Annotated in this window: 18 protein-coding genes; 8 read left to right on the top strand and 10 right to left on the bottom strand. The window is 62.6% G+C overall.

The window, feature by feature from the left end; genetic code table 11:
* The first annotated feature begins 26 nt into the window (after positions 1-26).
* Positions 27-1,811: a sulfoacetaldehyde acetyltransferase gene (gene xsc / locus WNY80_RS10490; RefSeq protein ID WP_342887310.1), complete on the top strand. Its 1,785-nt coding sequence runs from the start codon at positions 27-29 to the stop codon at positions 1,809-1,811.
* A gap of 50 nt (positions 1,812-1,861) precedes the next feature.
* Here xsc and WNY80_RS10485 read toward each other — a convergent pair whose 3' ends face one another.
* Both WNY80_RS10485 and WNY80_RS10480 read right to left on the bottom strand, forming a co-directional pair.
* On the bottom strand, positions 1,862-3,334 hold the full coding sequence (locus WNY80_RS10485) for a PLP-dependent aminotransferase family protein (protein ID WP_342887309.1): 1,473 nt from the start codon (positions 3,332-3,334) through the stop codon (positions 1,862-1,864).
* A gap of 115 nt (positions 3,335-3,449) precedes the next feature.
* Positions 3,450-4,832: an aminotransferase class III-fold pyridoxal phosphate-dependent enzyme gene (locus tag WNY80_RS10480; RefSeq protein WP_342887308.1), complete on the bottom strand. Its 1,383-nt coding sequence runs from the start codon at positions 4,830-4,832 to the stop codon at positions 3,450-3,452.
* 344 nt (positions 4,833-5,176) lie between these two features.
* On the opposite strand from WNY80_RS10480, the gene WNY80_RS10475 reads away from it, so the two are divergent.
* From WNY80_RS10475 to WNY80_RS10465, 3 genes are all read left to right on the top strand, one after another.
* Positions 5,177-6,169 (top strand): ABC transporter substrate-binding protein, encoded by a 993-nt coding sequence (locus tag WNY80_RS10475; protein ID WP_342887307.1) that lies wholly within the window; start codon positions 5,177-5,179, stop codon positions 6,167-6,169.
* Between the two features lie 86 nt (positions 6,170-6,255).
* Positions 6,256-7,062: an ABC transporter ATP-binding protein gene (locus WNY80_RS10470; RefSeq protein ID WP_342887306.1), complete on the top strand. Its 807-nt coding sequence runs from the start codon at positions 6,256-6,258 to the stop codon at positions 7,060-7,062.
* Positions 7,059-8,327: an ABC transporter permease subunit gene (locus tag WNY80_RS10465; protein ID WP_342887305.1), complete on the top strand. Its 1,269-nt coding sequence runs from the start codon at positions 7,059-7,061 to the stop codon at positions 8,325-8,327. The genes WNY80_RS10470 and WNY80_RS10465 overlap by 4 nt, the downstream gene beginning before the upstream one ends.
* Positions 8,328-8,418: 91 nt before the next feature.
* On the opposite strand, the gene gyrB is transcribed toward WNY80_RS10465, so the two are convergent.
* Complete coding sequence (gyrB, locus tag WNY80_RS10460) at positions 8,419-10,854, bottom strand: DNA topoisomerase (ATP-hydrolyzing) subunit B (RefSeq protein ID WP_342887490.1); 2,436 nt, start codon at positions 10,852-10,854, stop codon at positions 8,419-8,421.
* A 258-nt stretch (positions 10,855-11,112) separates the two neighbouring features.
* Between gyrB and WNY80_RS10455 the strand changes: the two genes are divergently transcribed.
* The 3 genes from WNY80_RS10455 to WNY80_RS10445 all read left to right on the top strand — a co-directional run bounded on the left by WNY80_RS10455 (position 11,113) and on the right by WNY80_RS10445 (position 16,964).
* Complete coding sequence (locus WNY80_RS10455; RefSeq protein WP_342887304.1) at positions 11,113-12,507, top strand: cytochrome P450; 1,395 nt, start codon at positions 11,113-11,115, stop codon at positions 12,505-12,507.
* Between the two features lie 175 nt (positions 12,508-12,682).
* A complete protein-coding gene (locus tag WNY80_RS10450) occupies positions 12,683-14,686 on the top strand; it encodes a hydantoinase/oxoprolinase family protein (protein ID WP_342887303.1) in 2,004 nt (667 codons plus the stop codon).
* 121 nt (positions 14,687-14,807) lie between these two features.
* Positions 14,808-16,964, top strand: a complete 2,157-nt coding sequence (locus WNY80_RS10445) for a malate synthase G (protein ID WP_342887302.1) — start codon at positions 14,808-14,810, stop codon at positions 16,962-16,964.
* 101 nt (positions 16,965-17,065) lie between these two features.
* Here WNY80_RS10445 and WNY80_RS10440 read toward each other — a convergent pair whose 3' ends face one another.
* Positions 17,066-17,722, bottom strand: coding sequence for a L,D-transpeptidase (locus tag WNY80_RS10440; RefSeq protein WP_342887301.1), 657 nt, complete (start codon positions 17,720-17,722; stop codon positions 17,066-17,068).
* A gap of 207 nt (positions 17,723-17,929) precedes the next feature.
* On the opposite strand from WNY80_RS10440, the gene WNY80_RS10435 reads away from it, so the two are divergent.
* The gene (locus tag WNY80_RS10435) at positions 17,930-18,400 is read left to right on the top strand and encodes an MmcB family DNA repair protein (RefSeq protein WP_342887300.1); all 471 of its coding nucleotides are present in this window, start codon (positions 17,930-17,932) and stop codon (positions 18,398-18,400) included.
* A gap of 33 nt (positions 18,401-18,433) precedes the next feature.
* On the opposite strand, the gene WNY80_RS10430 is transcribed toward WNY80_RS10435, so the two are convergent.
* The 6 genes from WNY80_RS10430 to WNY80_RS10405 form a co-directional block, all read right to left on the bottom strand.
* Positions 18,434-19,003 carry an ActR/PrrA/RegA family redox response regulator transcription factor gene (locus WNY80_RS10430; RefSeq protein WP_342887299.1) on the bottom strand — a complete coding sequence of 190 codons (570 nt, stop codon included), beginning with the start codon at positions 19,001-19,003 and terminating at the stop codon, positions 18,434-18,436.
* An 83-nt stretch (positions 19,004-19,086) separates the two neighbouring features.
* Positions 19,087-20,406, bottom strand: a complete 1,320-nt coding sequence (locus WNY80_RS10425) for an ActS/PrrB/RegB family redox-sensitive histidine kinase (protein ID WP_342887298.1) — start codon at positions 20,404-20,406, stop codon at positions 19,087-19,089.
* Positions 20,407-20,462: 56 nt separating this feature from the next.
* Positions 20,463-22,922: an ATP-dependent helicase HrpB gene (hrpB, locus tag WNY80_RS10420; protein WP_342887297.1), complete on the bottom strand. Its 2,460-nt coding sequence runs from the start codon at positions 22,920-22,922 to the stop codon at positions 20,463-20,465.
* Positions 22,919-23,566 (bottom strand): ATP-binding cassette domain-containing protein, encoded by a 648-nt coding sequence (locus WNY80_RS10415; protein WP_342887296.1) that lies wholly within the window; start codon positions 23,564-23,566, stop codon positions 22,919-22,921. The genes hrpB and WNY80_RS10415 overlap by 4 nt, the downstream gene beginning before the upstream one ends.
* Positions 23,567-23,577: 11 nt before the next feature.
* Entirely contained in the window at positions 23,578-25,272 is a 1,695-nt protein-coding gene (locus WNY80_RS10410) for an ABC transporter permease (RefSeq protein WP_342887295.1), read from the bottom strand.
* Between the two features lie 33 nt (positions 25,273-25,305).
* Positions 25,306-26,526 carry an ABC transporter substrate-binding protein gene (locus tag WNY80_RS10405; RefSeq protein ID WP_342887489.1) on the bottom strand — a complete coding sequence of 407 codons (1,221 nt, stop codon included), beginning with the start codon at positions 26,524-26,526 and terminating at the stop codon, positions 25,306-25,308.
* Positions 26,527-26,704 lie beyond the last annotated feature (178 nt).

The following is a 26,704-nucleotide window of genomic DNA, read 5'->3' as shown; positions in this document are numbered from 1 at the left end:
TAACCCTCAACAAGGAGGATTGTCCCATGCCCAAAATGACCACCGAGGAAGCTTTCGTCAAAGTGCTTCAGATGCACGGAATCGAGCACGCCTTCGGCATCATCGGTTCGGCCATGATGCCGGTGTCGGATTTGTTCCCGAAGGCCGGGATTACCTTCTGGGATTGCGCCCATGAAACCAATGCCGGCCTGATGTGTGACGGCTACATCCGCACCACCGGCAAGATGGCGATGGCCATCGCCCAGAACGGCCCCGGCGTCACCGGCTTCGTCACCCCGGTCAAGACCGCCTACTGGAACCACACCCCGATGCTGCTGATCACGCCGCAGGCGGCCAACAAGACCATCGGCCAGGGTGGTTTCCAGGAAATGGAACAGATGCGGCTGTTTGCCGATTGCGTCTGCTACCAGGAAGAGGTTCGCGATCCCTCGCGCATTCCCGAAGTGCTCAACCGGGTGATCATGAAGGCCTGGCGCGGATCGGCGCCGGCACAGATGAACGTGCCGCGCGACATGTGGACCCAGGTCATCGATGTCGAGCTGCCGCAGATGGTCCGCTTCGAGCGTCCCGCCGGTGGCGAGCAAGCCATCGCAAAGGCTGCTCAGCTTTTGTCGAAAGCCCGGTTCCCGGTCATCCTGTCCGGTGCGGGCGTGGTGCTGTCCGGCGCGATTCCGGATCTGGCCAAGCTGGCCGAGCGGCTCGATGCGCCGGTCTGCTCCAATTACCAGCACAATGACAGCTTCCCGGGATCGCATCCGCTCGCCGTCGGACCGCTCGGCTACAACGGTTCCAAGGCGGCGATGGAACTGATCGCCAAGGCCGACGTCGTGCTGGCGCTCGGCACCCGCCTCAATCCGTTCTCGACGCTGCCGGGATATGGCATCGACTACTGGCCCAAGAATGCCGACGTCATCCAGGTCGACATCAACGCCGACCGCATTGGCCTGACCAAGAAGGTCACGGTCGGTATCGAGGGCGACGCGACCAAGGTGGCCCGCGCCATTCTGTCCCAGCTGTCCGATGATGCCGGCGATGCCGGTCGCGAGGACCGCCGCAACCTGGTCTCGCTGACCAAGTCCCGCTGGGCCCAGGAGCTGTCTTCGCTCGACCACGAGGACGACGATCCGGGCACCGTCTGGAACGAGGAATCACGCAGGCGCGACGCCGATCTGATGTCGCCGCGACAGGCCTGGCGCGCCATTCAGTCGGCCCTGCCCAAGGACGCGATCATTTCGTCCGATATCGGCAACAATTGCGCCATCGGCAACGCCTATCCAACGTTTGAGGAAGGCCGCAAATACCTGGCACCTGGCCTGTTCGGCCCCTGCGGATACGGATTTCCGTCGATCCTCGGCGCCAAGGTCGGACAGCCCGATGTTCCGGTGGTCGGTTTCGCCGGCGATGGCGCGTTTGGCATTTCCATGAACGAGATGACCGCCTGCGGCCGTGACAACTGGCCGGCAATCACCATGGTGATCTTCCGCAACTACCAGTGGGGCGCAGAAAAGCGCAACACCACGCTCTGGTACGACAACAATTTCGTCGGCACCGAGCTCGATCGCGATACGTCCTACGCCAGGATCGCCGAAGCCTGCGGCGCCAGGGGAGTTGTGGTCAAGGACCAGCGCGGCCTGACCGAGGAACTGGCCAAGGCCGTCGAACGTCAGATGAACAATGGCGAGACCACCTTCATCGAGGTGCTGCTCAATCAGGAACTGGGCGAGCCGTTCCGCCGCGATGCCATGAAAAAGCCGGTCGTGGTTGCCGGCATCAACCGGGAGGACATGCGCCCGCAGCAGGGTGCAATCTGAGACTGGCCGCAAAGGCTGTGAAAGGGCCACGCGCGATGCGTGGCCTTTATTCATCTCTCGCCGAACGCTTCTATCGTGTCGGCGATGATATCGATCCCGGCGGGAATCCGGGCGCTGTCGATCGAGGAATAGGCAATGCGGAAATTGTGCCTGCCATCCTCGGGATTCTCGAAGAAGAAATGACCCGGCTCGAGCAGCACTCCCCTTTCCCTGACTGCAAGGGCAAGGTCGCGCGCATCGATTCCGTCCGGGGTCTTCATCCAGAAGCTTGAACCGCCCGAAACATCCGAGCCGGCAACATGCAGCCCGCGCCGGTCGATGGCTTCCTGCATCACATCGCGCCGTCGCCGGTAGGTCTGGCCCATGCGCGCCACCAGCGCATCGAAATGGCCCAGCGACAGGAAATTCGCCACCGTGCGCTGCAGATGTCCCGGAGGATGCCGGACGACGACCATGCGTAGGGCGCGGGCTTCGCGGATGAAGGTCTCCGAGCCAACCATGTATCCAAGCCGCAGGCCCGGGAACAGGGATTTTGAGAACGAGCCGACATAGATCACCCTGCCCTCCTCATCCAGCGACTTGAGCGCCGGGGCCGGCGGGTTGAGGAACGACATTTCGAACTCGTAGTCATCCTCGACAATCAGGAAATCGTTTCGCGACGCCATCTCCAGCAGTTCCTGGCGCCGTTCGAGCGGCATCGTCACGCTGGTCGGGCAATGGTGGCTCGGTGTGGTGAACACCACGTCGGTTTCTTCGGGCAAGGCATCGAGCCGCATCCCGGCATGATCGACCGGCACGTTCACCACATTGCAACGCGCCAGGTTGAGCGCCACCCGCAGGCCGGGATAGCCGGGATTTTCCATCACCGCCGTGCGCCGCTGGTTGAGCAGCACCTGGGCTGCCAGCCACAACGCGTTCTGTCCGCCCATGGTGATCAGGATCTGTTCCGGCTTGGCCTGAATGCCGCGCCGGGGCAGGGTGTTGAGCGCGATGTACTTGACCAGTTCGGGGTCGTCGCGCTCATAGCTGTCGGCGGTGACAGTGGAAAATTCCCGCTTGCCCAGCGCCTGAAGCGCACATTGCCGCCAGTTGCTGTGGTCGAAGATCCTTTCGTCCGCCTGTCCGTAGATGAACGGATAGGGGTAGCTGCGCCAGTCCACCGGCTTTTCGACCAGAACCTGGCCGCTGTAACGCTGACCGATGGCGCGATTCCAGTCCACCGCATCGGTGATGACGCCCTTCGGCGCGTCGAAGCGGGTGCGCTGCGGCGCGGTCGGCGAGACATAGTAGCCCGAACGGCCCTTGGCGATCAGGTAATCGTCCGAAACCAGTTCGCTGTAGGCCAGTGTCACGGTGATCCGGCTGATCCCCAGATGGGTTGCCAGTTTGCGGCTCGAGGGAAGTTTGGCACCAGGAATGAAGCGCCCGGACAGGACGCCCTCGCTGATCATTCGCTGAATTTTCTGTTGCAGTGTTCCCTCGAATTTGGGGTCGAGAAAAAACGTGTCTATCGGAATCGACATTCGATCGCCCAGCCGGTTTTTTCCAGCATATCGACAGACTTAGCCAAGCGGAAGGGGCAGCTGCACGATTGTCCCGCCGCGTCCCCGATGCAAGGATTCCGACCCCCTTGCAGACCTATGCAAACACCCGCGTCAGCGCCTGGTCGACGCTGTCGGTAATCCGGTCGATATCATCCGCGGTCGCGATCAGCGCCGGGGAGAAGCACAGCGTGTTGTTGAAGCCGGGCAATGACCGGTTGGTCGCCCCGATGATCACGCCCTGCGCCATGCAGTCGGCCACCACCGCCTGCACCCGTTTCTCGTCCATCGGTTCACGCGAGGACCGGTCGCTGACCAGTTCCGCGCCGACGAACAGGCCCTTGCCGCGAACATCCCCGATCACGGCGTGTTTTTCCTGCAGCGCCAGGAGATTGCTGGTCATCCGTTCCCCCATGATCCGGGTGTTCTCGATCAGGTCTTCGTCCTCAATGATCCGCATGTTCTCGAGCGCTGCCGCCGGGCCTGCCGCGCAGCCGCCGAACGTCGAGATATCGCGGAAATAGGACATCGGATCGGACGGGTCATCCTTGAACATCTCGAACACGGCTTCCGTGGTCACCGTGCACGAAATCGCGGCGTAACCGGACGCGACACCCTTGGCCATGGTGACGAAATCGGGCTTGATGCCGTAGTGCTGGTAGCCGAACCAGGTGCCGGTACGTCCGACACCGCAAACCACCTCGTCGAGATGCAGCAGGATATTGTACTTGGAGCAGATCTCCTGAACCCGTTCCCAGTAGCCCGGAGGCGGGGTGATCACGCCACCGCCCGCGGTGATCGGCTCGAGGCACAACCCGCCGACGGTGTCGGGGCCTTCGCGCAGGATCACCTCCTCGATCGCATTGGCCGCGGCAAGGCCGTAGCTTTCCGCATCGGGATACTGGCTGCGGTATTCGAGGCAGTGCGGCACCATGACGAAACCCGGCGCCATCGGGCCATACTGTTCGGCCCGTTGTGGCTGCCCGCCCGCCGACAGCGTGGCCAGTGTTGTGCCGTGATAGTCGCGGTCCCGGTAGAGAATCTTGTATTTGCGGCCGCCATGATGCCGGTGCGAAATCTGCCGGATCATCTTGAAGGCCTTTTCATTGGCCTCAGATCCTGAGTTCGAATAGTAGACCCGGCTCAAACCGGGCATTTTCTCGATCAGCTTCTTGGCGAAAAGCGCGCCCGGAATTGATCCGGCGCTGTTGGCGAAATAGTTCATTTTCACCAGCTGGTCGCGCACCGCATTGGCGATGCTCTCACGGCCATAGCCGACATTGACCGTCCAGACACCGCCTGAGACAGCGTCGAGATGCTCTTTTCCGGTCGCGTCCCACACCCGCATGCCGCGGCCCTCGACCATGATGCGCGGATCGATGGTTTCAAACGGCTTATGCTGGATCAGGTGATGCCAGACATGAGCCCTGTCGGCCTCGACAACAGCCTGGATATCGTTGGTCTGGATGGGCAGGTTCATGAGCGGTCCCTCCCGGGAAAAATGGTTATGGCCGGTTCTCCGGCGTCAAAACCATCGCCGAAGTGCTTGGCAAGAGAATAGGGCCAGTGGATGCTCGGCCATATGGCCAGAAAAACATCAACAAATCCAATGACCTGCATGATTGAAAGAAAACTGGTACAATGTTGCAGCGCAAATTGGCGCTATGGCTTTGAGCACTGACTTGATCGACTTCGCAATGTTGGCGCAAGATGACTGCAAAGAACGCCAAGAAAACGGGAACAGCGCCGGAGGCCTCAGGTTCGACCGGCTATGAATTGCAATCGAAAGGCCGGCGTTATGCTGGCCCGGACAGGGAGCATCACATGAAAGCTGCAACAAGAATTTCCGCATTGTTGGCCGGCATTGCCATGGTCGCCACTGCATCGGTCGCCAAGGCCGAAGAGATCACGGTTGCCTACTTTCTGGAATGGCCGATGCCGTTCCAGTACGCCAAGGTCAAGGGCCTGTATGATGAAGCGCTTGGCATGAAGGTCAACTGGAAGTCCTTCGACGCCGGAACCGCGATGTCGGCGGCGATGGCCTCGGGCGATGTCCATATTTCGGTGAGCCAGGGCGTTCCGCCCTTCGTGGTCGCGACCTCCGCCGGTCAGGACCTGCAGGTTGCCGACATTGCCGTGGTCTACAACGACAATGACAACTGCGTGGTCAAGGCAGAGCTCGAAATCGACAAGGACAGCGCCAAGGAACTGGAAGGCAAGAAGGTCGGCGTCCCGATCGGCACCGCCGCGCATTACGGCTTCCTCAAGCAGATGGAGCATTTCGGCGTTGACGTCTCCACCATGGAAGTCGTCGACATGGCTCCGCCGGACGGTGCGGCTGCATTTGCCCAGGGCAGCCTCGACATGGTCTGCGGCTGGGGTGGTTCGCTGCGCCGCATGAAGGAGCATGGCAACGTGCTGCTGACAGGCGACGAGAAGGACGCCATCGGCATCTCCGTCTACGACGTCACCTCCGTGCCGGCTTCCTTTGCGGCTGAACACTCCGACGTTCTTGCCAAGTTCCTCAAGGTCACCGCCGACATGAACGCCAAATGGCTGACCGATTCGGCGGAAATGCTGCCGGTTATCGCCAAGGATGCCGGCATGAGCGAAGCCGATGCCACCGATACGCTGGCCGGTTTCAAGTTCCCGACCGTCGAAGAGCAACTTTCCGACAAGTGGCTCGGCAAGGCCACGCCTGAATTTCTCAAGGGTGTGGGCGACTTCTTCAAGGCACAGGGCAACATCCCGGCTTCGCGCGACACCTATGATGGTGCGGTCAACACCGGTCCGCTCGCGGCCGCGGCCAAGATGTAGGCAGGCAAGACGAACATGAACGGCCGGATCGCGTCAGGGTCCGGCCGTTTGTCCTCGGCACACTGTTCCCTATGATTGGAGTAGCCATGGGTAACCTGGTTATCGACGACCTCTCCATGCGGTTTGATCTGCCCAATGGCAGCTCGGTGCAGGCCCTGAAGAATGTCTCGCTGGAATTGGCGAAAGGCGAGCTTCTGGCGGTTCTGGGACCTTCGGGCTGCGGCAAGACAACGCTTCTCAATATTGTTGCCGGATTTCTGGCCCCGACCGATGGCCAGGTGATGCTCAACGGCAAGACCGTGACCGGACCCGGACCGGAACGCGGCATGGTGTTTCAACAGGGCGCGCTGTTCGAATGGATGAACGTTCGCCGCAACATTTCCTTCGGTCCCGACATGGCGGGCAGGCCGGAGTCCGAAACCCGGCCGATCGTCGACAATCTGCTTCGCACCGTCGGTCTGCAGGATTTCGGTGAAAAGATGATCTATGAATTGTCCGGCGGCATGCAGCAGCGCGTGGCGCTGGCGCGATGCCTCGCCAACGACCCCGACGTCATCCTCATGGATGAGCCGCTGGGTGCGCTTGACGCGCTGACCCGCGAGAAGATGCAGGGTCTCGTGCTCAAGCTGTGGAAGGAAACCGGCAAGACCATCATTCTCATCACCCACTCCGTCGAGGAGGCGCTGCTCCTGGGCGAGCGGTTGCTGGTGATGGCGCCGCGGCCAGGCCGGATCCACAAGGAGTACCAGCTGCCCTTCGCCGAAATGGGCGTTGGCCGCGATCTGCGCCTGGTCAAGAAGGAACCGGAATTTGGCGAGCGCCGCGAAGAGATTCTCAGCATGATCTGGGACATGGAAGAGGAAATCATGGGCCGCCAGGAGGAAACAGCATGATTGTATTCCTGCTTTACCTCGTCATCTTCGCCTTCGCCTATGTTGCCTACCGGTTCTGGCAAGGGTCGCGCCACCACATTCATGATTTCGCCAGCCTGAAAACCGTCACCTTCGGCGATGAAAGCGCCGTTTCGCCAAACCGTTTCGCCTCGGTGGTGTCCATCATTGCGCTGTTTGCGATCTGGGGGGCTTTCACCGGTTCGGTGATCACGCCGCTGCATGTGCCCGGGCCCTTTGTCGGCGACACAAGCTTCACCTACACCGCCCGCAATGCCGCCGGCGAGACGGATGAAGCGGTCGCGCACCTGCGCGTCTACCGGGTGGGCGATGAGGTGGCGCTTCCCGAAGTCTCGGACAAGCCGCACACCTTCGCCGTCGATGACGCCGTCAAGATCGGCGCCTGGCGCTCGGTTCTCAGCCGGCTCAACGAGAACGATATCGGTGGCAAGGAGGAGGGCTACCGCCTGATTGCCATTGACGGAAAACCCATCGCGCCGGGTGAAACCGTGAGGTTCTCCGATGGTGAGATCACCATGACCAACAAGGGCAGCCTGTCGATCAAGCCCGACAAGGGCTGGCAGATGGAACCGATCTGGCTGCCGGCGCCGGAGGCCGTTCTCAGCCGGCTCGGGGAGATCGCCAGCCAAGGCTACAAGAACTTCTCGCTCTGGGAGCATCTGGGCTATTCGCTCGGCCGGGTTCTGGTCGGCTTCGTCATTGGCTCGATCATCGGCATTCCGCTGGGTTATGCCATGGGCCTGTCCAACTGGTTCCGCGGCTGGTTCGACCCGATTGTCGAGTTCATGCGCCCGGTCCCGCCCTTGGCGCTGATTCCGCTGATCATCATCTGGTTCGGCATCGGCGAGGAGGGCAAGATCATCCTGCTGTTCCTGGCAGCTCTCTGGATCATGACCATTGCCGCGCGCGCCGGGGTTTCCGGCGTCAGCATTTCCAAGGTGCACGCGGCCTATTCGCTCGGCGCCTCGAAATGGCAGATCCTGCGGCACGTCATCATTCCCAATTCGCTGCCGGAGATATTCACCGGCGCACGCGTCGCCATGGGTGTGTGTTGGGGCACCGTGGTTGCAGCCGAACTGGTTGCCGCCGACCGCGGCGCCGGCATGATGATCGTCAACGCCTCCAAATTCCAGCTTACCGACATCGTTATCCTCGGCATCATCCTGATCGGCATCATCGGTTACGGCATCGACATCATGATGCGCATGGCCGAGAAATGGCTGGTTCCCTGGAAGGGGCGCGGCTGATCCGGCCATCAAGACCTGATGGAACAAACAGCAACGCCGCCACTCCGGATCGGGGTGGCGGCGTTGTTCTTGTCTCTATAAATGCGTCCGGTCAGATATCGAGGTTGGCAACCGACAGCGCATTGTCCTGGATGAATTCGCGCCGTGGCTCGACTTCGTCGCCCATGAGCCGTGAGAACAGGCTGTCGGCGTCGACCGCGTCGTTGACGCGGACCTGCAGCAGCGAGCGCGCATGCGGATCGAGCGTCGTTTCCCACAATTGCTCGGCGTTCATTTCGCCCAGACCCTTGTAGCGCTGCAGGGTCAGGCCCTTGCGGCCAACGGCGAACACTGCCTGAAGCAGCTCCCGCGGTCCCGAAACCTGGGTGCTGCCTTCCTTGCGCCGCAGCACCGGCGGTTCGGTGTAGACTTCGCGCAGCTTGGCGTTCATCTGGTCGATCATCCGCGCGTCCTGGCTGCCGATCAGCCCGGAATCGAGAACCACCGATTCCTTGACGCCGCGAACCACGCGTTCGAACCGGAACCCGTCATCCTCGGTGATCACGCCCGTCCATCCGCGCTCCGTTTCCTCGGAAATCATGTCGAGCCGCCTGGCCACTTCCGCGACCATGGCCTCGGACTCGGCAGGATCGGTAATCCGTTCCGGATTGAAGGCGCCGGCAATCGCGGCCTGTTCGACGACGGAATGGTCATAGCGCGAATGCAGGCCTTCCAGCAGTGCCCGCATTCTCAGCGCGTCGGTGATGGTGCCGCGCAGGTCGGCCCCGGTCCGCACTTCACCGGTCGAAAGTTCAAGCGCGGCCTCATCAAGGCCGGTGGTGATCAGGTAATCTTCCATCGCCTTCTCGTCCTTGAGGTACTGGCCGGACTTGCCGCGCGATACCTTGTAGAGGGGCGGCTGGGCGATGTAGAGGTGGCCGCGCTCGATCAGCTCCGGCATCTGCCGGAAGAAGAAGGTCAGCAGCAGGGTGCGAATATGCGCGCCGTCGACGTCAGCATCGGTCATGATGATGATCTTGTGGTAGCGCAGCTTGTCGGCGTTGAATTCGTCCTTGCCGATGCCGGTCCCGAGCGCCGTGATCAGCGTGCCGATTTCCTGGCTCGACAGCATCTTGTCGAAACGTGCCCGTTCGACATTGAGGATCTTGCCTCGAAGCGGCAGGATCGCCTGGTTTTCGCGGGAACGGCCCTGCTTGGCCGATCCGCCAGCGGAATCGCCCTCCACGAGGAACAGTTCGGACTTCGCCGGATCTTTCTCGGAGCAGTCGGCCAGCTTGCCGGGCAGCGACGAGATATCCAAGGCACCCTTGCGCCGGGTCAGTTCGCGCGCCTTGCGGGCGGCTTCACGTGCGGCGGCGGCTTCGATCACCTTGCCGACCAGGACCTTGGATTCAGCCGGGTGCTCTTCAAGCCAGGCGCTCAGTGTCGAGTTGACCAGGTTCTCGACCACCGGACGGACTTCCGAGGAAACCAGCTTGTCCTTGGTCTGCGAGGAGAATTTCGGATCCGGCACTTTCACTGAAAGCACCGCGGTCAGGCCTTCACGGCAATCGTCACCGGTGAGCGACACTTTTTCTTTCTTGGTCATGCCCGAGCTGTCGGCATAAGCGACCATCTGACGGGTCAGCGCGGCGCGGAAACCGGCCATATGCGTTCCGCCGTCGCGCTGCGGGATGTTGTTGGTAAAGCACAGCACATTCTCGTGGTAGCTGTCGTTCCACCACATCGCCAGTTCGACGGTAATGCCGTCCTTCTCGCCGAGCAGCGTCACCGGATCGTTGACCAGCGGCTTTTTCGACCGGTCGAGATAGCGCACGAAGGCTTCCAGCCCGCCCTCGTAGAACAGTTCCAGCTCCTTCGCGTCGGAATGACGCCGGTCGGCCAGGAGAATGCGGACGCCGGAATTCAGGAATGCCAGTTCGCGCAGGCGATGTTCGAGCGTTCCGAAATCGAAATCGATCATCGTGAACGTTTCGCTGCTTGGCATGAAGGTCACTTCGGTGCCGGTCTCGCTGCCGCAATCGCCGATGACCTTCAACGGTGCATCTGCAACGCCGTGGCTGAACCGGATCTCGTGGATCTTGCCGTTGCGCCGGACAACCAGTTTCAGCCACACCGAAAGCGCGTTGACCACCGACACGCCAACGCCGTGCAGACCGCCCGATACCTTGTAGGAGTTCTGGTCGAATTTGCCGCCGGCATGCAGCTGCGTCATGATCACTTCGGCGGCCGAAATGCCTTCGCCGCTGTGGATATCTGTCGGAATGCCGCGGCCATTGTCGGTAACGGTCACCGATCCGTCAGGATTGAGCGTCACGGTTACGCGGTCAGCGTGGCCGGCCAGCGCCTCGTCAATGGCGTTGTCCACCACCTCATAGACCATGTGATGCAGGCCGGAACCGTCATCAGTGTCGCCGATATACATGCCCGGCCGCTTGCGCACGGCATCCAGGCCCTTGAGAACCTTGATCGATTCGGCGCCGTATTCGGCCGGCACGGTCGGGTTTGTCTCAGGCGTATCGTTCATCATGCAGGTCTTTCAGTCCAGATCGGCAGGGCCGGGCGGGAAAACTAGGGAAAGCGGCAACGAATCACCGCGTATACGAGCTTTCAGTATAGGCGGGCGGCTGATGAAAACCAAATCCGCGACGCCATGGAATTGTGGGTTTCGCAATGCATATATGGGGATGAAAGCGCCGGACCCCAAAGACGGCGAGCGCACGGGCCGCGGCTACCGGATCGGCGCTGGTGTTTGGGGCCTGTGCCGGTGCACAAAGGAGGCGTCATGACAGAGACTTGCAAGCCATTCGTACCGCCGGCGCCGGTCCCCAGAACTACGCCGCCCACACGGTTCGAGATCATCCGCACCGTCATGCGCAACCCGCTTGAATTGTGGGGCGAGCCGTCATTCCGGCTGGAATGGCTCAAGACCAGGTTCTTCAATGAACGCACGCTGATCGTCAATCATCCGGGCCTGGTGCGCCACGTGCTGGTCGACAATGCGCAGAACTACAAGATGGCAATTATCCGCCAGCTGGTCCTGCGTCCGATCCTGCGCGACGGCCTGCTGACGGCGGAAGGCGATACCTGGAAGCGCTCGAGAAAGGCCATGGCACCGGTGTTCACGCCGCGCCATGCGCGTGGCTTTGCCGAGCAGATGCTTGAGCAGTCCCGCGCCTTTACCGGTCGCTATGACGTGGCGGCCGCCAATGGCGAGGTGCGCGACATTGCCGTCGACATGACCGAGCTGACCTTCGACATTCTCTCGGCCACGCTGTTTTCGGGCCAGGTGGCCGGAACAGAAACTGAATTTGCCGGCGACATTGAACGGCTGCTGTCGACCATGGGACGGGTTGATCCGATGGATCTCTTGAAGGCGCCGTCCTGGATACCGCGCATCCGGCGGATGTTTGGCCGCCGTGTGTTGGCCAAATTCCGCGGTATCGTCGAGCAGACCATGGCCAACCGGCAGCAATTGATGCGCTCTGATCCCGGCTCCGTGCCTGAGGATTTTCTTACGCTGCTGATCGGGCTCAATGGTCCCGACGGCCTGACGATTGACGAGATCGAGGACAATATCATCACCTTCATCGGCGCCGGTCATGAAACCACGGCACGGGCGCTTGGCTGGACGCTGTATTGCCTGGCCAACTCGCCTTCAGACCGCGAAAAGGTCGAAGCCGAGATTGACCATGTGCTGGCGGACGAGCCGGATCCGGTCAAGTGGCTTGATGCCATGCCCTGGACCCGTGCGGCGTTCGAGGAGGCAATGCGGCTCTATCCGCCCGCCCCCTCGATCAACCGTGCCGCGATCGCCGATGACGAATGGGACAATGGCAAGGGCGAGACCGTGACCATCGAAGCGGGAACCACGATTCTTGTCATGCCCTGGACCCTGCACCGGCATACCAAGCTGTGGGATCAGCCCGCAGCCTATATCCCCTCCCGCTTCCTGCCGGAGAACCGCGGCAAGATTGACCGCTATCAGTATCTGCCTTTCGGTGTCGGACCGCGCATCTGTATCGGCGCGACCTTCGCGCTGCAGGAGGCGGTGATCGCGCTTGGCGTGCTGTTGTCACGCTACCGGTTTGACTGCACCGACAAGACCAGGCCCTGGCCGGTGCAAAAGCTCACCACCCAGCCTGCAGGCGGATTGCCGATGCGGGTCAGCCGGCGTTAACCTCGCCGTCTGTGCCCCCTAGTACCGGCCCATGTGCCGGCTTAGCTACTGGTCCAATTGCAGCCCGTGTCGCCGTGGGAAGTGGTGGCGTCCGTGTCGAAACCGTTTTATGTCAGTTGTATGTTCCCATCCGGCCCGGGATGCGTGAATGGAGCGTTTGAATGGACTGCAAGACATGACATCTCCTCTTTTTCTCGGCATCGATACCGGTGGCACCTACACCGACGCGGTTCTCTACAGCGAGACCGAAGGCGTTCTGGCATCGGCGAAATCACTGACCACCCGCCATGATCTGGCGATCGGCGTCTCCGGCGCGGTGGAAACCGTCCTGTCCGAGATTACCGGCGCCGTGAAACGGATCCGCCTGGTGTCGCTTTCGACCACGCTTGCCACCAACGCGCTTGTTGAAGGTCAGGGTGGCCGTGCAGCGCTGGTGATGATCGGCTTCGGGCCGCAGGACCTGGCGCGTGACGGTCTGGCCGAGGCGCTGGGCAGCGATCCGGTCATCTATCTGACCGGCGGGCACAATGTGCACGGCAACGAGACACCGCTCGATCTCGCCCCGCTGGAAGCGCAGATTGAAGCCTTGGGCCAGGAAGTCTCGGCGGTGGCGATCGCCGGCTATTTTGCGGTCCGCAATCCCGCTCACGAAATCGCGGTGCGTGATCTGGTTCGAAGTCGAACTTCTTTGCCGGTCACCTGCAGCCATGACCTGTCCTCCCGTCTGGGCGGGCCACGCCGGGCGCTGACCACGCTGCTCAATGCGCGCCTGATCTCGATGGTGGCACGGCTGATCGATGCGACCGGCGGCTATCTTTCTAGCCGTGGCATTGATGCGCCGCTGATGGTGGTTCGTGGCGACGGTGCGCTGATTTCAGCCGCCGAGGCGCTGATGCGGCCGATCGAAACCATTCTGTCAGGTCCGGCGGCAAGTCTCGTCGGGGCCCGGCATCTGACCGGGCTCGAAAATGCCGTGGTCTCCGACATTGGAGGCACCACCACCGATGTCGCGGTGCTCGATGGCGGCCACCCGCGGCTTGACGGCGAAGGCGCCACGGTCGGCCGCTACCGGACCATGGTCGAGGCGGTGGCCATGCACACCTTCGGGCTGGGCGGGGATTCCGAAGTGCGGCTTGAGGAGGGCGGCTTTGACGCGGGGCTGACACTCGGGCCGCGCCGGCTGATGCCATTGAGCCTTGCCGCGCATCTCTGGCCGCAACCGGTTGTCAGAGGGCTCGAACGGCAGGCACAGGCCTCCCATCCCGGCCGTTATGATGGCCGGTTTGCCCTGCGCACCGGATTGCCCGAAACGCTGGCTGCAGGTCTTACCGCTCATGAAGCCTCGCTTTACCAGCGGATTACGCTTGAGCCGAAGCCGCTCGATGCCGTGCTGACCTCAACCTCCCAGCGCGCCACCCTCGACCGGTTGGTGGCGCGTGGACTGGTGCTGATCGCGGGCTTCACCCCTTCGGACGCCATGCATGTGCTGGGCCGTCAGGACCAATGGAACGCTGCCGCCGCCCGCCTTGGCGCCGAAATATTCACCCGCCGCAAGGCAGGTTCGGGCCGCGCTGTTGCACAATCACCCACTGAACTCGCCGAACTGGTCTCCGCGCGGCTGACCCGGCAGAGTGCGGAAGCCATAGTGTCCGCGCTTGTCGCTGAAGACGACATCGGCGGAATTGACGTCGCCAGGTCGGCCTGCATCGAGCGCGCGCTCAGCCGCACGCCCGGTCTTGTCCGCTTCAGCCTGAAGCCCGACCGGCCACTGGTGGCGCTTGGGGCATCGGCGCCGGTGCATTACCCGGCCATTGCCGACATGCTCGATATCGAGAGTTTCGTGCCGGTTCATGCCGGCGTCGCCAATGCGGTGGGAGCGGTGGTTGGCCAGGTGCGCGAGACGGTGACCGTGTTCGTCTCCGAGCCCGAAGAGGGGCGCTATGCAGTCAATGGCGCCGGCGAGCACCAGATATTCAGGGATCGGGCGGAAGCCTTTGCCCGCGCCCGCGATCTCGCCGCCACCGAGGCCCGCCAGGCGGCAACCCGCAGCGGTGCGGATCATCCGGTGATCGAGCTCAGCGAACATATCGACATGCCGGTGATCGAGGGGCTGGAGAAATTCATTGAAGCCCGTTTCATCGCAATCGCTTCGGGCCGTCCGCGCATCGCGACCAGGTGATTTGTTCCGTTTTGGAATAAATCATTTGCACCTTAGATCAATTGACAGGCAATACGCCGCCCGGCAGGGTCCGCTCAGAGTCTGGATGCGTAGCATTGCGTCCGCAAAACGGAGAGTCAAAGTGACACGAATCGAAAAAAATGGCCTGAAAATCAGCGCTGACCTGCACGACTTCATCGTTAACGAAGCGATGCCGGGAACCGGTGTCGAGGCGGATGGTTTTTTTGAGGCGTTTGGCCAGGCCGTTGCTGATCTGGCCCCCAGGAACCGCGAGCTGCTGGCCAAGCGTGATGCGCTGCAGGAGAAAATCGATGCCTGGTACCGCGAAAATGGCGCACCGGTCGATATGGCTGTCTACAAGGATTTCCTGACATCGATCGGATATCTGCTGCCCGAAGGCGGCCCGGTGCAGGTTTCGACCGAGAATGTCGACCCCGAGATCGCCCTGATCGCCGGCCCGCAGCTTGTCGTTCCGGTGATGAATGCCCGTTTCGCGCTCAACGCCGCCAATGCCCGCTGGGGCTCACTCTATGACGCGCTCTATGGCACCGATGCGCTCGGCGACCTGCCGCAGGCCGGTGGCTATGACGAGGAGCGCGGCGGCCGCGTCATCGCCTGGGCCAAGTCGTTCCTGGATGAAAGCGCACCGCTGGTTGGCGCCAAGTGGGCGGATGTAACCGGCTTCGAATTTGACAATGGCGAACTGAAGGTCGAGACCGCCAACGGTGAAACGAAGCTGGCTGACGAGGGCCAGTACACCGGCTTCAGGCGCGATGGCGAAAACGCCTATCGCCTCTATTTCAAGAAGAACGGCCTGCACTCGGTGGTCTGCGTCGATCCCGCCAGCGTCATCGGCAAGACCGACAAGGCCGGCATTTCTGATGTGGTCCTCGAATCCGCTGTCACCGCGATCATGGATTGCGAGGATTCGATTGCCGCTGTCGATGCCGAAGACAAGACACTGGTCTATCGCAACTGGCTCGGCCTGATGAAGGGCGACCTGACCGAGGAAGTGCAGAAGGGTGGCAAGAGCTTTATCCGCAAGCTCAACCCCGACATCGATTTTACCACGCCGGACGGCAAGGCTGTGACGCTGAAGGGCCGTTCGCTGATGCTGATCCGCAATGTCGGCCACCTGATGACCAACCCGGCCATCCTGATGAGCGATGGCAGCGAGATCCCGGAAGGCATCATGGATGCGTTCCTGACCGGTCTCATCGCCCTGCATGATATCGGCCCCAATGGCCGCCGCGCCAATTCGGCCGAAGGCTCCATGTATGTGGTCAAGCCGAAGATGCACGGTCCGGAAGAAGTGGCCTTCGCCGTCGAGATTTTCGAGCGTGTCGAGAAAGCTCTCGGCATGGCGCCCAACACCATCAAGATGGGCATCATGGACGAGGAGCGCCGCACCACCATCAACCTCAAGGAATGCATCCGCGCTGCCAGCAAGCGCGTGGTGTTCATCAACACCGGCTTCCTTGATCGCACCGGCGACGAGATCCACACCTCGATGGAAGCCGGACCGATGATCCGCAAGGGTGACATGAAGCAGGCCGCCTGGATTGCGGCCTACGAGAACTGGAATGTCGATATCGGCCTCGAATGCGGGCTTGCCGGCCATGCCCAGATCGGCAAGGGCATGTGGGCCATGCCCGACATGATGCAGGCAATGCTGGAGCAGAAGATCGGCCATCCGAAGGCTGGCGCCAACACCGCCTGGGTGCCGTCGCCGACCGCTGCGACGCTGCACGCCACCCATTACCACAAGGTCAATGTCGCCGATGTCCAGGCCAGCCTGCGCTCCCGCGAGCGGGCAAAACTGGATGATATCCTGTCGATCCCGGTTGCTCGCAACCCGAACTGGACGCCTGAGGAAATCCAGCGCGAAATCGACAACAACGCACAGGGCATTCTTGGCTATGTCGTCCGCTGGGTTGATCAGGGCGTTGGCTGTTCCAAGGTCCCCGACATCAACAATGTCGGCCTGATGGAAGACCGGGCGACGCTGAGGATTTCCGCCCAGCACATGGCCAACTGGCTGCACCACGGTATCATCACCCGCGATCAGGTCATCGAGACCATGAAGCGCATGGCGGTTGTTGTCGACGGCCAGAACGCCGGAGACCCGGCCTACCACCCGATGGCGCCGGACTATGACAAGTCGGTGGCATTCCAGGCGGCAGTCGAGCTCGTGCTCGAAGGCCGGTCGCAGCCCAATGGCTACACCGAGCCCGTCCTGCACCGCCGCCGTTTCGAGCTCAAGGCAGCCGCCGGCTGAGGCCGTCACCTGCCGGCCGGCAGCGAGCCGCTGGCAACCCAACGAAAAAAGCCCGCCCGGTCGTCCCGGGCGGGCTTTTTGATGCGGTGGAAAGCGTCAGGCTATTGCTTGACGATCACGCGGGCGCTCTTGCCCGGGCGGACCCGCTCGTAAAGATCGATGATGTCCTGGTTCATCAGGCGGATGCAGCCCGACGAGGCGGCCGTGCCGATCGATTTCCATTCCGGCGTGCCGTGCAGGCGGAACAGCGTGTCCTCGCCCTTCTGGTTGAACAGGTAGAGCGCGCGGGCGCCGAGCGGGTTCTTCAGGCCCGGCTTCATGCCGTCGCTGCCGTATCTTGCGAGTTCCGGCTTGCGGTCGATCATTTCCTTGGGAGGAGTCCATGTCGGCCATTCCTGTTTCCAGGCAATGTAGGCCTCGCCTTCCCAGGCAAATCCCGCCTTGCCGACGCCGATCCCGTAGCGCACTGCTTTTCTGCCCGGCAGAACCAGGTAGAGATAGCGGTTGGGCGTGTCGACGATGATCGTGCCCGGTTTCTCGCGGGTGCTGTAGGAGACGATCTGGCGATGGAATTTCTTGTCGATCTTGCTGATCGGAACAGCCGGGATCGAATAGCCGGAATCGGTGACCGAGCCGTACTCGGAAGTGAATATCTGTGAGGTCGATCCGGAAACGCCGCCCCCGGTATTTGAAGTGCAGCCGGTGAGTGCGAGTGCCGCAACGAGTCCGGCAATGGTAAGCGAAATGCGAAGTGTCATTTTGAAAACTTCCGAGAGCAAGGCGTGAACGTCGGTGTTGAACCGCGATCTACGTGATGCCTCTTATTTTAATTAAGTCTTAACTATGCAACTGTTTCGGCTGAAAAATTGTCGTATTTTTCATCCTTTGTTGCGGCTCATTGTTTTTCTGCAACATGAGCTCCGGCTGACATTGCGATAGACCAAATCACGTGGCAGGTATAGCGCATGCCGATCATTTCCCCACATTCCGACAATCCGCTTGTCGACGGTCGCCAGTCTGACCGGGCAATGATGGTGCGCCGTGGCGTGCAGCGGCTGTTCTCCGATCTGCGCCTGTCGATGGTGCCTGAATTGCCGCTTGCGTCGGGCCGCCGCGCCGATCTGGTGGCGCTCGGTGGAGCCGGGGAAATCTGGATTGTCGAGATCAAGTCATCGGTCGAGGACTTCCGCGCGGATCACAAATGGCCCGATTACCGCCAGCACTGCGACCGGCTGTTTTTCGCCACCCATGCCGGTGTGCCCGCGGATCTGTTCCCCCAGGATTGCGGGCTGATCATTGCCGATGAATGGTCGGGCCACCTGCTGCGGGAAGCGCCCGAACACCGGTTGGCGGCGGCAACCCGCAAGGCCATGCTGCTGCGCTTTGCCCGCGCGGCCGCCGACCGCCTGCTGCTCGCCGAGCTGGCGGCAGGATAAAGCACTATCGTGCTTGCCTGAATGCGGGATGGGTCAGCGCGGCGCGCGTTTTGCCAGGATCCGCTGCAGGGTGCGGCGATGCATGTTGAGCCGCCGCGCGGTCTCCGAGACATTGCGTTCGCACATTTCGTAGACACGCTGGATGTGTTCCCAGCGCACCCTGTCGGCTGACATCGGGTTTTCCGGAACCTCGGCCCGTTCGCCGGGCTTGCGGGTCAGCGCCGCAAACACTTCGTCGGCGTCAGCCGGTTTGGCCAGGTAATCGATTGCGCCGAGTTTCACCGCCGTCACAGCCGTGGCGATGTTGCCGTAACCGGTCAGGACAATGATCCGCGTATCGTCGCGGCGCTCGCGGATGGCCTCGATGACATCCAGTCCGTTGCCGTCCTGAAGCCGCATGTCCACGACCGCGTATTTCGGTGTCTTGGCGCGTGCCTTGGCCAGGCCTTCCGCCACGCTCTCGGCGATCTCCACCTCAAAGCCACGCGCTTCCATGGCGCGGGCAAGCCTGCGCAGGAAGGGTCCGTCATCGTCGACAAGCAGAAGCGTGGCGTCCGGTCCAATGGATTGGGCTTCTGTCGACTGGTCGGTGTTGTCGGTCATGGGTCACCTTATCGGTCCTGGAAATCCAGGTTTTCATCATCGATTTAATGCGTTTTTCCAGATTATCCAGCTCCAAACGCATTTCAAAGCATCTTGTCGGCACCAAAAAGGTCCATTTTCTCTCTCGGCCAGCTCACACTTACATGGGCTCCGGACGCCGGTGGCGGCCTGTTGGAGAATTCCAGCGACGCGCCGGATCGTTCAAGCAATGTCTTGGCGATGAACAGGCCCAGTCCCAGGCCGCCGCCTTTTTCCCGGTCCAGCCGGTTGCGCCGGTTCATGAACGGAACCCCGATCTGCGCCAGCACATCGGGGGCGAAACCGGGGCCATCATCATCGATCGAGATCTCCACCCGGTCGCGTTCGTTGGAGACCGTCACCGTTACCTTGCTGCCGGCAAAGTCCACCGCGTTCTCGATCAGGTTGCCGAGCCCGAACAGGATCGCCGGATTGCGCCGGCCAATGGCTTCCCGCATGTCGGTCTTGCTGTGAATCACCTCGATGGCAATGCCGAATTCACGGTGGGGTGCAATCACCTCCTCGATCAGCGAGCCCAGCGGCAGCCGCACCATGTGGGCTTCGTCTTCCGCCGAAAGGGTCGTCAGCCGTCGCAGGATATCGCGGCATCGCTCGGTCTGGCTGCGCAACAGCATCAGGTCATCGGTAAATCGCGGGTCGTCTGCCAGCGCCTTTTCCATTTCCCGGGCCACCACCTGGATGGTCGCAAGCGGGGTGCCGAGTTCGTGTGCCGCCGCCGCCGCAAGGCCGTCGAGTGCCGAGATATGCTGCTCACGCTGCAACACCAGCTCGGTTGCGGCGAGCGCATCGGCCAGCTGGTTGGCTTCGGCCGAGACCTGGAAGGAATAGAAGGCGGCAAAAGCCGTGGTCGACACGATGGCGATCCAGGCACCGGCAATGAGAAGGTAGGGCACCTCGAAATCGCTGCCCGGATACCAGGGAAGCGGCAGCGAAAAGAAGGCCAGAACCGTAACGGCAGCCACCGACAGCGCACCGAGGCTCAACGTGTGAGGCACCGGCTGCGACGCCGAGGAGATGATCACCGGAACGCACAGCAGCACCGAAAACGGATTGGCGAGCCCGCCGGTCATGAACAGCAGCCCCGAAAGCTGCAGCACGTCAAAGGACAACACCGCCGTCGCCCCGAGCGGCGGCAACCGGTGGGCTGCGGGAAACCGAACCGACAGGAACACATTGAGCCAGGCCGAACAGGCAATCAGGGCAAAACAGAAAAGCTCGGGAACCGGAAATCCATAGCCATGCGCGATGATCAGCACCGTGACGCTCTGGCCAACCACGGCCAGCCATCTCAGCCGCGTCAGGGTTTGCAGCCGCAACCGGTGCCGGATCGAGTGATCGTCGAGAATGGATGGCAGAACGTTCATGCAACCGATCTAGCGCATCGCTCGCACGATTCACAAACGGTTTTGCCCGGAACCGTTCAGGTGCCACGCGGTTTGGCGCGATGCGTGGGTGCTGCCTCGGCCGGATTTTCCGGCCAGGGATGGCGCGGATAGCGTCCGCGCATCTCGGCCCGCACATCGGCCCACGAGCCCTGCCAGAAGCCCGGCAGGTCCCGCGTTGTCTGGATTGGCCGGTGCGCCGGCGACAGCAGCTCCAGCGTCAGCGGCAGTCGTCCGCCGGCAATCGCCGGATGGCGGGTTTCGCCAAACAGTTCCTGCACCCGGATTGCCACGATCGGACTGTCCTCGTCGTAGCGGATCGGCAGCCGCGATCCCGTCGGCGCCTCGTAATGGGTTGGCGCCAGCCGCGTGATTTCACCCCGCGCGCCCGGTCCGCACAACGACAGCAGGCCTTCGTTCAAGCCGTCCCGGTCGATGGACTTGAGCGACATCACGCCCGGCTGATAGGGCGCGAACCAGGTCTCGAGATCCTCAAGCAACGCCTCGTCCGAGACATCCGGCCAGGGCGCGCCGAGACTTTTGTGAAGAAAGCCGATCCGGTCTCTCAGCTGCTGGCCGGTCGCGGAAAACGGCAGTGCCTTGAGACCGAGTTTCCGGATCGCCGCGCACAGCACCGCCATTGCAGCCGCATCATCGGGTTTTGGCAATGGCGTTTCGGCAAGCGTGATGGCGCCAAGCCGACTGACCCGGCGTGCCCGCACGGCACCCGATTGCGGGTCAAACACACAGTCTTCGCTCTGCACGGCCCGGGTTTCGAGAACCTCGTCCAGCGCTTCGCCCGACAGTTCCGCTGCCGCGAGAATGCGCGCCGCCTGCGCCTTGCCGCTCATGTCGGCGATCACCAGGAAGTCCAGCCCGGCCAGCCGGTCGGTCTCGTCGATCATCGCACCGCGGCCATTGGCCAGAACGAACTTGCCCCGCCCGCCGCGCTGCCGCGCGATCCGGTCCGGAAAGGCGTGCACCAGCATCGCTGCCGCGGGACACGGGCTGGAAGCCGCCGGCTTGCCGCCGGCCAGCCGGGCCGCGAGCGCCCGGGCTGCATTGGCCCTGGCAGAGCGGTCGGAGCGGAACCGCGACAATCGTGATTCCAGATCCGCGTCCTGTCCGCCCAGCCCCTGTTCGGTCAGCAGCACCGCCAGTTCCGCCGCCGCATGGCCGTGCCCCTCTTCCTGCCCGGAAACCACCATCGCGGCCAGCCGGGGCGGCAGCGCCAGCGCCCGCATGCGTTTGCCGCGATCTGTCAGGCTGCCTTCGGCATCGGTCGCGCCGAGGCTTTCGAGCAGCGCGCCGGCTTCGGTGATCGCCGCCTCGGGTGGCGGATCGATGAACCGCAGGCTGCGCGGGTCCCTGACCCCCCAGACCAGGCAATCGAGCACCATGGCCGAGAGATCGCTCGCCAGCACCTGCGGCGTCGAAAAAGCGGGCAGCGCCTTGGTCTGCTCGGCCCGCCAGAGCCTGACGGCAATGCCCGGAGCTGTTCGTCCCGCCCGCCCGGCGCGCTGGTCTGCGGAGGCCTGTGAAGCGCGGATTGTCTCCAGCCTTGTGATGCCGGTCGAAGGTTCATACACCGGCTGGCGCACCAGCCCGCTGTCGATGACGATGCGCACGCCATCGATGGTGATCGAACTTTCCGCTACCGGGGTGGCCAGCACCACCTTGCGCCGGCCTTCCGGCGCCGACTTGATCGCCGCATCCTGCTCCTGCGAACTCAGTCCGCCGTAAAGCGGCTGGATATCGGTCAACGGACCCAGCCGGCCCTCAAGTCTCGAAGCCACCTGCCGGATCTCGCCCTGGCCCGGCAGGAAGGCCAGTATCGAACCGTCCTCGCTGCGATGGATCATCTCGATGGCACTGGTCACGGACGCCTCGATGCGCTCGCCCGATTGCCTGTCGATGTGCCGGATATCGACTGGATAGCTGCGGCCCTGGCTTTCGATCACCGGGCAATCGTCAAGCAGTGCAGCCACCCGGGCTGTGTCGAGCGTCGCCGACATCACAAGGATGCGCAGATCCTCCCTGAGGCCTGACTGGATATCGAGCGCCAGCGCCAGACCGAAATCCGCTTCCAGCGCGCGCTCGTGAAATTCGTCGAAGATTACGCAATCGATGCCCTCGAGATCGGGCGATGACAACGCCATTCGGGTGAACACGCCCTCGGTCACCACCTCGATGCGGGTTTTTGAAGACACTCTCGTATCAAGCCGCATCCGGTAGCCGACGGTTCCGCCAACCTCTTCGCCCAGCATCGCCGCCATCCGCCGCGCCGCCGCGCGCGCCGCCAGCCGGCGCGGCTCGATCAGGATGATCTTGCCCGAAAGCCAGGGTTCATCCTTGAGCACCAGCGGGACAAGCGTGGTCTTGCCGGCGCCGGGAGGGGCCGCGAGCACGCAATTGGGGCTGCCGGCAAGGGCTGTGCGCAGTGGAGCAAGCACATCCGAGACCGGCAGATCCGCATAACGCCCGGCGATGGCGCTCACGGTTGCCCGACCTTGTGGACCTGACCGCCCGCGGCACGGGCATCTTCCTCGTCATGGGTGACAAGCACCACCGGCAATCCCGCCCGCCGCGCCCGGTCGAACACCAGTTGCCGGGTCTGGTCGCGCAAATTGGCGTCGAGTTTGGAAAATGGCTCGTCCAGCAGCAGCAGCCGCGGCCGCGACACCAGCACCCGCTGCAACGCGACGCGGGCTTTTTGCCCGCCTGACAGCGTATCGGGATCGCGGTCACCGAATTCGGCCAGCCCTGCATCAGCCAGCGCGGCTTCGGCCACCAGCCGGCGCTGCTTGCGCCCCTTCACGTCCTCGGGGATGGCAATGGCGATATTGTCGGCAACACTCAGGTGGGGAAACAGCAGCGGATCCTGAAACAGGATCCCGGCATGGCGCTTTTCGGCCTCCAGCCGGTTGAGTTCGACCCCGTCCACCGATATCCGGCCGCTGGCCGTGAAAGCCGGATCGAGAAAGCCGCCGAGATAGGCCAGAAGTGTTGATTTTCCGGAGCCCGAAGGCCCCATCACGGTCAGCGTTTCTCCGCGCCTGACCTGCGCATCGAGCGTCACCAGAACGCGATCGCCGAGGCAGATATGCACCCGGTCCAGACGAAGTCCCTGATTGTCGGTCATGCTGTCCACTGTCACACCTGCAAGCCTCGCCGTTTGCGGAATAGCAAGCCGGGCAAACCCGTTGCAATGCTAAAAGCAAGAAACGGCAACAGCGTCTGCATGAAGGCATAGACGCCGATTACCCTTCGATTGCCGCCGGCGGCCAGCGCCACCGCCTCCGTGGTCACCGTGGTCAGCCGTCCCGCGCCAATCAGCACGGTTGGCAGATATTGCCCGACAGAGACCGAAAACCCGACAGCCGCTGCCGTCAGGATGGCCCGTGTCAGCATCGGCAGCCGGATCCGCATCAGGGTCCGGGCCCGGCTCATTCCGAGCCCGGCCGCGATCAGGTCATGGCGGCGGTCATGGGCGCGCCAGGGATCGCTCAGCGACAGGAAGACATAGGGCAGCACGAACACAAGATGCGCCAGCACCAGCGCGGAGAAACTGGCATCGACCCCGAGCCAGATCGACAGCACCTGCAGGCCGAACATGAACGAGATCTGTGGCACGATCAGCGGCAGATAGATCAGCAGCAGCGCCCCGCCGCCGCGGCCCCGGCCGGTCTCGTATTCGCGTTCAAGACACAAGATGGTCAGCACCAGCGCAATCAGCGTCGACAATCCGGCGACGGCCAGGGTGGTGAACAGCGGCCCGCTCATCCGCGGCAGCGCCTGCATCCAGCTTCGCAGGCTGAAATTGGCCGGAAGCGCGTCGGGGAACTGCCACAGGCCCGAAACCGACCACAGCGCCAATAGCGCGATTCCGCCAAAAACGATGGCTGCCGAGGCGATCATCACCAGCCGTGCGGCGGCGCGCACAACCCTGTCGCGCTGCATCCGGTGACCGCAATTGCGGGCCCTGCCGACCATGTAGGCGCCAATCCGCTCAAGCCCGATCCAGGCAATCAGTGCGGTCAGGGTCACGCCCAGCTGCAGAACCGCGCCGGCGGATGCCAGGAACCGTGTCTCGAGATCCGGATCGTTCATCCAGTCGATCAGACGCACCGGCAGCGTCGCCGGCAGATGCGGCCCGAGGATCAGCGCCACATCGACCACCGAGGTGGCATAGGCGACCACGGCAAACACCGCCAGCCGGATCTGCCGGTAGAGCGGCGGCCACAACAGGATGGTGAAACTGGCGATGCGGCCATAGCCGAGTGATCGTCCCAGCCGCATGGTTTCGACATGCCGGGTCTGGGGCAGGGCGGCAAGCGTCACCAGGAACAGAAACGGGATCTCCTTGACGATCAGCCCGGCCATCATCGACAGCGCCCATGGATCATTGACGATCAGCAGGTCCGGCGGGCGGTCAAGTCCGGTCAACCAGGGCGAAACCAGCCGCATCAGCATGCCCGACGGAGCGATGAGGAAGGCAAGCCCGAACGCCGCCGCTGCATGCGGCACCGACAACAGCGGCGATATCATCCGCCGCATCCGGACGAATCCGGAGCTGCCCAGGTCACTGGCGACAAACGCCGCAACCGCGCCAAGGGCCACCAGGGTGGTCATCAGTCCGATCAGGATCGAAAGTACTGCCGAGCGGGTGATACCCGGCACCTCGCCAAGCGCTGCAAAATGGGCTGTGGTGAAGCTCTCGCCACCCAGTTCGGGAAGGTAACCCAGCGCCGGAAGCGCGGTGCCGGTCAGCCCGAAAGCCAGCGGACCGAGCAGGATCGCCAGTGTCAGGGGTGGCGCCAGTCGCGCCAGACGCACGCCACCCGTCATGTCACGTGTTTCCGCTCTGTCTGGCCATGCCGATCAGTTGGCCGCGCCGTAGCGCCTGAGCCATTCACCTTCGATGTGCTCCATCCAGTCCGGATGCGGCTCATCCAGCGCCGGGCCGAGTTCGTCGGGCTTCAGCGTGGCGACACCGAGATCCAGCGCCTCGAACGCGGCACGGTCTTCAGCCGACAGCTTGTCCATCGACAGCACCGTTGGATCACCCCAGATCGACGGGTCCTGCTTCCGGGCCTGGGCTTCCGGCGAAATCAGGAAATTGGCCAGCACCAGTGCGCCGGCCTTTGCGGCGGCATTGTAGGGGATGGCGACGAAATGGGTGTTGCCCAGCGTGCCATCGGAATAGGTGAAGGAACGCACGGTATCGGGCAGTTCGCCCGCAGCGATCCCGGCCGAGGCCTCCGACGGATTGAAGGCAAAAATGATGTCGAGTTCGCCGTCCGCCAGCTTCTGCTTCATGTCCGGATAGTTTTGCGGATAGGCCTTGCCACCACGCCACAGATTGGGGTGCAGCTTGTCGAGATAGGCAAACAGCGGCGCTGCATCCTCGGCAAAGCTGGCCTCGGTCACCGGCTGGCTGAGCTTGGATTTGTCGGCGATGGTCTCGATCAGCACCTGCTTGAGAAACGACGAGCCGATGAAATCCGGTGGCTGCGGGTAGGAGAAGCGGCCGGGATTTTCCTGTGTCCATTGCAGCAGTTCGGCCGACGAATGCGGCACGCTGTCGGCCGGCGTACGGGCGCTGTCATGGAAGAACACCATCTTGGCCCCGCCCCAGGGGCTTTCGAGCCCGTCGGTGGGGATGGTGAAATCGGTCAGGATCGTCGGCTTGTTTTCATGGTCGACATAGGCCCAGTTCGGCAGGCCCGTGGTCCAGTCCGGCGCCATCAGCAATTGCTGCCGCTTCATCGAGGCAAAGTTCTCGCCGTTGATCCAGATGAGATCGACCGAGCCGCCCTCGTCCTTGCCGGCGGCCTTCTCGGCCAGAACCTTTGCCACCGCGTTGGCGGTGTCGTCGAGTTTGACGTGAACCACCTCGACGCCATAGCGCTGTTTCAGCGTTTCGCCGGCCCAGTCGATATAGCTGTTGATGTTTTCAGATCCGCCCCAGGCGTTGAAATATACCGTCTGACCCTTGGCTTCGGTCAGCACGGCATCCCAGTTTCGCGGGTCGGGATCGGCGGCCTTCGCTCCATGCGGCAGGGCAAGCGCCGCGGTCAGCACACCGGCAAACACGGTCAGGGATTTCAACATGGCAGTCCTCCTCGGCGGCTAAAGTCACTCCACACACCACAGGGCCATGATGGCGTCAAATAAACGCCATGTGTCGCAACGTCACAATTTGGTGATTCGCCCGTGTGGAGGCCGTCTGGATCGGGCCGTAACGGAAGGACCGGCACCCCTGTTTCCTGCAGGAGCG

Origin of the sequence: Hoeflea sp. AS16 (genome assembly GCF_038900095.1) — a bacterium.
Taxonomy (GTDB): Bacteria; Pseudomonadota; Alphaproteobacteria; order Rhizobiales; family Rhizobiaceae; genus Hoeflea.
Note: the sequence above shows the minus strand (reverse complement) of the source record. Positions and strands in the feature narration are given on the sequence as shown.